9 protein-coding genes are annotated in these 10032 nt (G+C 52.7%); all 9 read left to right on the forward strand.

Annotated elements, in window-relative coordinates; all coding sequences use genetic code 11:
* Window positions 1–261 precede the first annotated feature (261 nt).
* Window positions 262–780 (forward strand): DUF6444 domain-containing protein, encoded by a 519-nt coding sequence (locus TY10_RS29600; RefSeq protein WP_052350333.1) that lies wholly within the window; start codon window positions 262–264, stop codon window positions 778–780.
* Entirely contained in the window at window positions 702–1688 is a 987-nt protein-coding gene (tnpC, locus tag TY10_RS29605; protein ID WP_238327425.1) for an IS66 family transposase, read from the forward strand. Before TY10_RS29600 ends, tnpC begins: the two co-directional genes overlap by 79 nt.
* Window positions 1689–2154: 466 nt before the next feature.
* Window positions 2155–4392 carry a heavy metal translocating P-type ATPase gene (locus tag TY10_RS03600; RefSeq protein ID WP_042160683.1) on the forward strand — a complete coding sequence of 746 codons (2238 nt, stop codon included), beginning with the start codon at window positions 2155–2157 and terminating at the stop codon, window positions 4390–4392.
* A gap of 360 nt (window positions 4393–4752) precedes the next feature.
* Window positions 4753–5742, forward strand: a complete 990-nt coding sequence (locus TY10_RS03605; RefSeq protein WP_042160685.1) for an ABC transporter substrate-binding protein — start codon at window positions 4753–4755, stop codon at window positions 5740–5742.
* A gap of 3 nt (window positions 5743–5745) precedes the next feature.
* A complete protein-coding gene (locus TY10_RS03610; RefSeq protein ID WP_042160687.1) occupies window positions 5746–6783 on the forward strand; it encodes a FecCD family ABC transporter permease in 1038 nt (345 codons plus the stop codon).
* Window positions 6780–7571, forward strand: coding sequence for a heme ABC transporter ATP-binding protein (locus TY10_RS03615; protein WP_042160689.1), 792 nt, complete (start codon window positions 6780–6782; stop codon window positions 7569–7571). Before TY10_RS03610 ends, TY10_RS03615 begins: the two co-directional genes overlap by 4 nt.
* Before the next feature lie 18 nt (window positions 7572–7589).
* A complete protein-coding gene (gene cobT, locus TY10_RS03620) occupies window positions 7590–8654 on the forward strand; it encodes a nicotinate-nucleotide--dimethylbenzimidazole phosphoribosyltransferase (RefSeq protein ID WP_081735087.1) in 1065 nt (354 codons plus the stop codon).
* 9 nt (window positions 8655–8663) lie between these two features.
* On the forward strand, window positions 8664–9281 hold the full coding sequence (gene cobU, locus TY10_RS03625; RefSeq protein WP_042160691.1) for a bifunctional adenosylcobinamide kinase/adenosylcobinamide-phosphate guanylyltransferase: 618 nt from the start codon (window positions 8664–8666) through the stop codon (window positions 9279–9281).
* Window positions 9278–10032 (forward strand): adenosylcobinamide-phosphate synthase CbiB (gene cbiB, locus TY10_RS03630; protein WP_042160693.1); only part of this gene is annotated, 755 nt, incomplete at its 3' end. The genes cobU and cbiB, both read left to right, overlap by 4 nt.

The following is a 10032-nucleotide window of genomic DNA, read 5'->3' on the forward strand; positions in this document are numbered from 1 at the left end:
GTAAATAGCGAATGTGCTTCGTTGTATGTGCGGGTAATGGTTCTTTGCTTCAACGTTGCCAGTCGAAGGACCCACCTGCAGGCTGCTGATCGCGGAGCGAAGCAGGTTCGCGAAATAACGAAAGTAAATTCGTTAATTACGATGTGAAGTAGCTAGCTGTACCAGATAGCGAATCTATTTGTTACTACTTAGGTCCCCTTTTCAAACTCTGGATTCTTGGTTAATAGATACCAAGGACAATATAAGAAAAGGGGATTTCACTTGAAATTGACTCCCGAACAAATCATGGAAATTAGTAAGGGCGATCCGGTCGACATCGCAGCTTTCATTACGGCTCTGCTCGAAAGAATCGACAGCCTTGAAAATCGAGTTAAAGAGCTAGAAAGGCAACTGAACCAAAACAGCCAAAATAGCAGTAAACCGCCATCCAGTGACGGTTTCCGCAAACCAACCAACCTTCGGAAAGCCGGTGGAAAAAAGGGAGCGCCAAAAGGCCATAAAGGCTCTACGTTGCAAATGGTGAAACTGCCTGACACCATCGTTACGCATCCGTTATTGCGTTGCTCCCACTGCAACTCCTCACTTGAGAAGGTCCCTCGCGAGGGGCACGAAAGACGCCAAGTATTCGATCTGCCACAGCCTCGTTTTGTCGTCACCGAACATCGAACGGAGAAAAATGCTGTCCCCATTGCAAGTCGCTGGTGCAAGCAGCCTTTCCTTCCGAGATTCGCGGACCTGTTCAGTTTGGACAGGGACTGGCTGCTTGGACGGTGTATTTGAGCATGTATCAAATGTTACCGCTTGCGCGAATCGGTCAGTTATTTGCCGATCTAACGGGCCATCGTCCCAGTGAAGCGACACTGCTAGCCCATCTGCAGTCGATGCACACGAAACTAATCCCTCACGAACAATTTATTCGTGGTCAGTTGCTTGCCGCACCCGTTGGGCATGCCGATGAGACAGGCGTTCAAGTTGAGGGGAAAAGACAATGGCTGCACACGGTGTCCACAGCGAAGTGGACGTATCAAGCGGTCCACTATCATCGTGGCACAAAGGCCTTTGACGCCATGGGGATATTACCGAACTACAGAGGTATTCTCGTCCACGACTGCAATATGCCCTATTTCAAAGACATCTACAATTTTAGGCATGCGTTATGCGTAGCGCATTTACTGCGGGAGTGTCAGGGCATCACCGAGTACGACAAGCATCGCTGGTCCACTCGAATGAGACGACTGTTACAAACCAGCTGGCGTCTCGTAAAGTTAGCTCGGGCTACGGGCGGCGAATTGCCCTTGGACAAGATCCGACGCATCGAGAAACGCTACGATAGCATTCTTGACGACGGAGAGCCGGAATGGCTTACAGGCAGAATTCATCAAAAAACAGGGCCAAGAGGCCGGAAGAGCAAGAGTAAAGCCGCCAATTTAGCCGAAAGATTCCGTCTCCACAAGACAGCGGTTCTTCGGTTTCTTCGTGATCCCCGTGTTCCTTTTGACAATAATCAGGCAGAACGGGATATTCGCATGACGAAGGTGAAGCAAAAGATCTCGGGTACTTTTCGTACCCTGCAAGGTGCGGAGCAGTTTGCCCGTGTCCGTGGCTTCATTTCCACCCTCCGTAAGCAAAACCTACCTATACTCCATTCCCTAATCGCTGTCCTTCGTTGTGAATTTTCTTTCCAATAACTCTATGACCTAAGTAGTAACATCTATTTTCGCAATTGGAGAACGAAGGTTCACGAGTAACGAAGCTAGATTCGCTGTATGGAGGTTGGGTGCTGGTAGGGACTCATACAGCGAAAGTTGCTTCACTAAATAGCGCATGTGGTTCGTTGTATGGACTATGGGTGCTGGCAAGAGCTCATACAGCGAAAGTTACTTCAATAAATAGCGAATGGGCTTCGTTGGAGTTGCTTGGATAGGGTTAGCTCTCGTCAATGAATAGCGACAAAGCTAGATTTGCTTACTGGCAGCAGGAGAGGGGTTCACACCTGCTCCTCCAACAATAAATTTCTCAATGCCACATGTTTTTCTGCCAGGCACTCATGACTCCCGCCTGTCCGACATATAGATGAGGCAGGACATGTTGGCCGCCCTCCCGACTCAGTCTCGTTTGGCGTGGGGAGGCGGACGGAAAGCGGGTGAATGATCGTTGGACAATGCGGAGCTGCAAAGCGTGACGATAGATTATGCCATTCAAGGGATGAGCTGTACGGCTTGTGCCGCAAGAATAGAGAAGACGGTTGGCAAGCTGGCCGGCGTAGAGGAGGTTGCGGTCAGCTATCCGGCGCGCACGGCGTGGATTCAATATGCGCCTCATCTAATCGACCCTGCTAAAATCGCGGATAAAATCAAGCAAATCGGCTTCCAGCCTTCTGTACCGGAAAAAGCGAAGGAAGGGCTGGATAAGGAACGACGTTCCTTATTGATCCGATTAATCTTTTCCGCGTTGTTGACGCTTCCGCTGCTTGCAGCGATGGTGCAGCATCTTTCTATTTCGGGAGAGGTGCAGCTGCCAGCGATTTTGACGAACCCGTGGCTGCAGCTTGGCCTGGCAACTGTCATTCAATTCGTCATTGGGATGCCGTTCTACTATGGCGCGTATCAAGCGCTGCGGGCGCGTTCCGCCAATATGGACGTTCTTGTCGCGACTGGAACGTCGGCCGCTTACTTTTATAGCCATTATATTGTGTTGACAGCCGGTTTCCCGCTTGCCGCTGCGCATGAACTGCCGCTGTATTTTGAAACCTCTGCTGTCGTCATGACCGCCGTTCTGCTCGGCAAATTCATTGAAGTCAACGCTACGTCAAGAGCTCAGGACAGCGCTGCTGGTTATGGCAAGCTTAAAAATGAGACGGTCACCGTGGAGCGGGCGGGCACGCTAATGGAGATTAAGACGGAGTTCGTCCGTATTGGCGACTATGTTCTTGTAAATGCTGGAGAGACGATTCCTGTTGACGGCGTCATTACGAAGGGAGAATCCGACGTAAATGAATCGCTGCTGACCGGCGAGAGCCTGCCTGCCGCCAAGCATGCTGGCGACCGTGTATGGGCGGGTACGGCCAATGGCAGAAATCCGCTGCGTATCCGTACGGAAGCGGCAGGTCATTCCACGATGTTGAATCGAATTAGCGAGCTTGTCCGGCAAGCTCAGCGCAATAAATCGGCTATCCAAAGACAAGTCGACCAAGTGTCGGGCTGGTTCGTTCCGGCCATGCTGCTGCTTGCCGCACTAACGTTTCTGGCGTGGTTTTTTATCTTCACGCCGGGAAATTGGGAACAGTCGTTCCGCTGTTCGGTTGCTGTCGTTCTCGTTGCCTGCCCCTGCGCACTGGGCCTTGCGACACCAATCTCTTTAGTTGTTGCGACAGGCCGTCTTGCCAAGAAAGGGGTCGTAGTGAAAGAGGCAGGGGCGCTGGAGCGTCTAGCCCAAGTAGATACGATTATTTTGGACAAAACCGGAACGTTGACCGAGGGCAAACCCCGCATTCGTCAGGTCTATGCCCATAACGGCAGCAAATCGGCTGTTATTCGGCTAGCCGCAGCAGTAGAGTTCCATTCCGCGCATCCGCTGGCTAAAGCGATAGTAGAGGAGTCGGACAAAATGGGACTAGTACTTCCTTCGGCCGAGCAATTCGTGTATACGAGCGCCAAAGGGGTGGAGGCAACGGTCGAAAACCGCCAGGTTGGCATCGGTAACGCCGCATGGATACTAGAAAAGCTTCGCCAGCCCCTGTCTGGCGGAGTATCTTTTTTCACTGATGAGAGGGAGCGGGCGGGGGAGACGGTGCTTTATGTCATCGACGACGGTAAAATAGCCGGAGCGATGTCGTTTACGGATACAGTAAAGGCTAACGCGAGAGAAGCGATTGCCCGCTTGAAGAAAGCGGGCGTAGCGGTCATTCTGGCGACCGGCGATCATTTGGCACCGGCGTTAGGAGCTGCGAAGGAAGCGGGTATTGATAAGGTGTACGCCTCGCTTCTTCCTGAGGATAAGCTGGAACTGGTTCGCAAGCTGCAGGCAGGGGGAAGACGTGTTGGCATGGCCGGAGACGGCTGGAACGATGCACCGGCTTTGGCTGCTTCTGATGTCGGTATGGCGATGGGGGACGGAACGGAGGCGGCATTGACGGCGGGACATTTGACTTTGCTCCAGCCCAGAATGACCGCTATACCGGAGGCAGTGCTCATCAGCCGTCTAACGGTGCGAAACGTTCGGCAAAACTTGACCTTCGCATTTATTTATAATGCGCTTATCATTCCGATTGCCGCCTATGGCATGCTCCAGCCGTGGATGGCCGGGACGGCAATGGCCTTCAGCTCAGTATCGGTTGTAGGCAACGCACTTCGCTTAAACGGAAGACTGAGACGGGCGCTGGGCCATAACTAACCAAAAGCTAAACCAAAAGCTAAACCAAAAGCTAAACCAAAAGCTAAACCAAAAGCTAAACCAAAAGCTAAACCAAAAGCTAAACCAAAAGCTAAACCAAAAGCTAAACCAATTCAATTAATGTCAAAGCCAAGCGACTCCAAAACATAGACAAGGCTCAAATGGAATGTTATAGTAGCTACGTTATAATTTCATAACATTTATAATGACGCTATTGCCTTCTGGAGCAGAATGGTGTTGGAATGAAGGCTTGTCTTTTGCCTAAATAACGGGCAAACAGCATTTCCGGCACAGAAGCCGAAAATGCTTTTTTTGTGTGATTTTATTAACGAATAACAGAGCTTAAGGAGTGTAACGGAAATGAAATGGAATGCGAAGCTTAAACTGATGATGGCTGTAATGCTTACGGCGATGATGCTTGTAATCGCGGCTTGCGGCGGCGCTGTGAGGGACAACAGCAATGGAAATGGAAATGCGGGCGCAGGCAACGGAGGTGCGGCTGTAGAGCAAGGCGAGTCCGGCACAGCAGCGTCGGAATATCCGCTGAAAATTAAGGATGATACCGGAACCGAGCTTACGTTCGAGCATGCTCCTTCTAAAGTCGTTACGCTAGTGCCAAGTGAGACCGAAATTATGTATGCGCTCGGCGGCGCGGATTTAGTTGCGGGCGTCGATCAATTCAGCAATTACCCGGAAGAAGCGGCGGCAAAGCCGAAGGTTGGCGATATGACGACGAATATCGAGGCAGTTGTAGCGCTAACTCCGGATCTTGTACTCGCTTCCTCCAGCATGAACACGGATGCGGTTGCAAAGCTGCGTGAATTGGGCATTCCTGTGTTTGCATCTGATCCGCTGACTTATGACGCAACTATCGAGAAGATTGAAAAGGTTGGCCACATCGTCAATAAAAACGAGGAAGCTGCCAAAGTTGCTAATCACATGCGCGAAACGAAACAGCATGTGGTCGATGCTGTGAAGGGCGCAGAGAAAAAGAAGGTCTATTTGGAATTTTCGGTAGGCTGGACAGTGGGCTCCGGTACGTTCCTTGACGAGCTGCTTACATTGGCAGGCGGCACGAACATCGCTGCTTCGCAGCCTAGCTGGTATGAAGTTAACGCGGAGGAAGTTGTGAAGCAAAATCCGCAGATTATTATTTTTCCGGCACTGAAGGAAGAGCCTAACCCGATTAAAGCGGCAATTGAAGGCCGTCCGGGCTGGGATACAATTGATGCGCTGAAAAATAAACAGCTGTTTGCCGTGACGGAAGATCCGCTTGTTCGCGTCGGTCCAAGACTTGCGGATGGCCTGCTTGAGATGGCGAAAGCGATCCATCCGGATCTCGTCAAATAAGCGATGAAACGAAAAATGTTTAGCTATGGAGGAGCAGCTTTGCTCCTTCTTGCTGTTTCTATGCTTGTGAGCTTATCCATCGGCTCGGCCGGCATATTGCTAAAGGACGTTTGGGGCATCCTGCTGCATCAGCTAATTGGAGGAAGTGACGCAGGTCAAACCTGGAGTGCAGGAGATGTTGCTGTAGTTACTCAGGTCCGGCTTTCCCGGGTATTGCTGGCCGTTCTCGTTGGCGCTTGTCTGGCGCTGGCAGGAGCAGGCTTTCAAGGTGTGCTGCGCAACCCTCTGGCTGAACCGTATACGCTTGGCGTAGCGTCGGGCAGCTCGGTTGGCGCGGCTTATATGATACTATTCGGTTATCAGACGCTTATCGGCATGTGGACGATTCCGGCCGTCGCGTTTGCGACGGGTGTCGTTACATTGTTTGGCGTCATCTGGCTGTCACGGGGCCGTTCGGGAATGCAGCTGGAGACGCTTATTTTGTCTGGCGTCATCGTGCAGTCCTTTCTGGGAGCGTTCGTATCGCTGATGGTGTCGATGTCGAACAGCGTAGTTAATCAGATATTATTTTGGCTTATGGGCTCATTGGCCTTAAAATCATGGGGACATGTTTACGTTCTTATTCCGTTTCTCCTTATTGGACTGCCGCTGCTGTTTGCTTATGCAAATCCGCTGAATCTGATGGTGTTTGGGGAAAGACACGCCTCGCATCTTGGCATCCGGGTAGAGCGAACGAAGCTGATCGTGCTTATCGGCTCTACGCTGTTGACTGCAGCCGCCGTATCCGTATCGGGTGTCGTCGGCTTCGTAGGACTCGTTATTCCGCATTTAATCCGGCTGATTGCCGGTCCGGACTACCGGCTGCTCATTCCGCTGTCAGCGATTGGAGGCGGTATATTCATGCTTTGGGCAGATACGATTGCCAGAATGGCATTCAGTCCGAAAGAAATTCCTCTTGGCGTTGTGACCGCATTGATCGGAGCGCCGTTTTTCGCCTATCTGCTTTATAGAAGCAAGCGCAGTCAGGAGGAAATGGCATGATCGAGGCGAAACAGTTAACGAAAAGCATTCATGGAAACTCCATTCTTAACGGCGTGACCCACTCTTTTCAGGCAGGCTGCTTTTACGGCATTATCGGTCCAAACGGCGTGGGCAAATCGACACTGCTGCAGCTGCTTTCCGGGGCGGCGAAGCCGACAGCGGGAGAAGTGCTGCTGGCGGGAAAGCCACTGGACAGCTACGGGGCTAAGCAGCTTGCCCGCAAGCTGGCAGTACTGCAGCAAGGGGGACTGCCTTCGGCTGCTTTTACAGTGCGTGAAGTAGTTGGAATGGGCAGATATCCTTATCAGAATTGGTTTGGGGACGAGAAGAATGATCCGGCTGCTCTAATTGACCGGGCACTGGAAGCGATGGGGCTCACTGCTTTGCAGCACAGGCAGCTGGAGCGGCTCAGCGGAGGTGAACGGCAGCGGGCTGCACTCGCAAAGGTTATGGTGCAGGAAGCGGAATTGATTATGCTTGACGAGCCGACAACTTACCTCGATATCGGTTATCAGATTCATTTGCTGGACACCGTTCAAGCTTGGCAGCGGGAACGGGAATTGACCGTGATCGCCGTGCTGCATGATTTGAATCTGGCGGCGCTATACTGCGATCAATTGCTTGTGCTGCATGAAGGGGGCATTGCGGCTTCCGGGCCGCCTCGGGAAGTATTGAATGAATCGCTCATACGCAGTGTTTATGGCGCTGGAGCAACGATTGTGGCGCATCCGGCGACGGGAGTGCCGCAAATCCTGCTTCAGCCCGGAGGGTCAGCGCCATTACGATAAGGGAGATGTGAAGCTGTTATGGAAACAGGCAATTGCAAAGAAATCGCATATATGCTGGGAAGAATCAATGCCTTCGACGATGGGGCGGCTGCAAGCGCGCAGCGGCATTCGGATCAATTAACGAAGCCGCCGGGCAGCCTGGGCAAGCTGGAAGCCATCGCCTGCCAGCTTGCAGGCATTCACGGGGGGCTATGGCCGGATTTGCAGCGGAAGGCCGTTGTCGTCATGGCAGCCGATCATGGAGTGTGCGAGGAAGGCGTCAGCGCTTTCCCGCAGGAAGTCACCTCGCAAATGGTGCTTAATTTTTTGAGCGGCGGCGCGGCTGTCAACGTGCTGGCGAAGCAAGCAGGAGCGGACGTTTTTTGCGTCGATATCGGCGTAAAATCGGCAATCGACCATCCTAAGCTGCTGCAGCATAACATCGTGCGCGGAACGGCTAATATGACAAAAGAAGCTGCTATGAGTCTGGAAGAGGTGCTGCGAGCGATTTTGGCCGGGGTGAAAGTGGTGGACGAGCTGGCGGAGCAGGGCTATCGGCTGTTCGCAACAGGGGAGATGGGAATCGGCAATACGACGGCGAGCGCGGCGCTTGCATCGGTGTTTACCGGCTTGCATCCGGGGCTGACAGTGGGCAGAGGTACAGGTATCGATGACAAGGGCTGGCTGAAAAAGGTTGAAGTGGTGGAAAAGGCGCTTGCACTCCATTCTCCTGATCCGAAGGAGCCGTTTCTAGCGCTTGCCCAAGTCGGAGGCGCGGAAATCGCCGGCTTGGTTGGCATTATTTTCGGCGCAGCTGCTAATGGCTGCCCTGTCATTATCGACGGTTATATTTCCTCTGTTGCTGCCCTGACTGCTGTACGAATATCCGAGCATGTCCAGCCATACCTGATTGCCTCGCATCTGTCACAGGAGCAGGGGCATGCCAAAGTGCTGGAGGCGATGGGATTATCGCCGATGATCGATCTGGACATGCGGCTTGGTGAAGGAACCGGAGCGGTGCTCGGCTTTCATTTCATCGATGCGGCGCTTAAATTAATGCAAGAAATGGCGACCTTCGAGAGCGCCGGCATTTCGAAAGAGTAGGTGAACGGGGTGGCAATTCTAGTAACAGGCGGCGCACGCAGCGGGAAAAGCTCGTTCGCTGAGCAGCTTGCTGCCCGCCTCGGTAAGCGTGGTATTTATATCGCGACAAGCCGGATTTGGGATGAGGAAATGGCGGAGCGGATCGAGAAGCATAAACAGGACCGCAATAGAACGGGATTCGAATGGCGGACGATTGAAGAGCCGCTCGAACTGGCGAAGCAGCTGACAAACCTTGCGGCTGCTGAGGCTCTATTGTTAGACGAAGCGGAGATTGAGCCGCCTGTCGTTCTGATCGACTGCCTGACGTTATGGCTCTCCAATTTACTGCTGCTGTCGGAGGAGAAAAGCGGCAGCAGTGACGATCTGCGCAAAAGTACGGGGGAATGGCTGGAGCCTCAAGTGCAAGCGCTGCTGACGGCGGTCGCCGCTTTTCCTTATCCGCTTATATGCGTAACGAATGAAGTGGGGGACGGCGTCGTGCCGCCTTATCCGCTCGGGAGATTGTTCCGCGATGAAGCGGGGCGGCTGAATCAGCGCATCGCTGCGCTAAGCGAGCGGGTTTTTCTGGTGACGGCAGGCATTCCTGTAGATTTGAAAGCGTTGGCGTTCCGTTGGGATGATCTATGATTTTCTATTCGTTTCCTGAGATGCTGCTGCTGACGGCAGCTGCAATCGTCATTGATTGGATAATCGGCGATCCCAAATGGCCGACTCATCCTGTCATCTGGATCGGCCGGTTAATCCGTCTGCTGGAGCGGAAGTTAAGAGCTGGAGAGCAAGGACAGCAACGAAGTGCAGCTAAGGTAAAAGCGACCGGTGTCTGCTTGACGGTTGTTACGCTGCTGGTTTCCTTCAGCATAATGTCGCTTATCGTTGGGGTGGCCAATTGGGTTCACCCTTGGCTCGGTTATGCGGTGAGCGCTTGGTTTATCTCCACAACTATCGCTGTTAAGGGGCTGGGACAAGCTGCGATGCTCGTGTATCGGCCGCTTGTGTCTGGGAAGCTTGACGATGCGCGAAAATATGTCGGTTATATCGTGGGAAGAGATACCGACCGCCTCAACGAAGAGGAGGCTTCGAGAGCGACGGTAGAGACGGTAGCCGAGAATACGGTAGATGCTTTCGTCTCGCCTATCTTGTTTGCTCTAGTTGGAGGGGCACCGCTCGCTATGCTTTACCGCGCAGCCAACACGCTGGACTCTATGGTTGGCTATCGCAATGAGCAATATATCAATTTCGGCTGGTGCTCCGCTCGAACCGACGACCTGCTGAATTACATACCAGCTCGTCTAACCGGCCTTTTATTGTCGCTTTCAGCGCTGCTGCATCCGGGAATGTCTGCTGCAAAGGCTTGGCAGTCCATGCGAAGGTTCGCCAA

It is taken from the genome of Paenibacillus gorillae (genome assembly GCF_000513275.1).
Classification (GTDB): domain Bacteria; phylum Bacillota; class Bacilli; order Paenibacillales; family Paenibacillaceae; genus Pristimantibacillus; species Pristimantibacillus gorillae.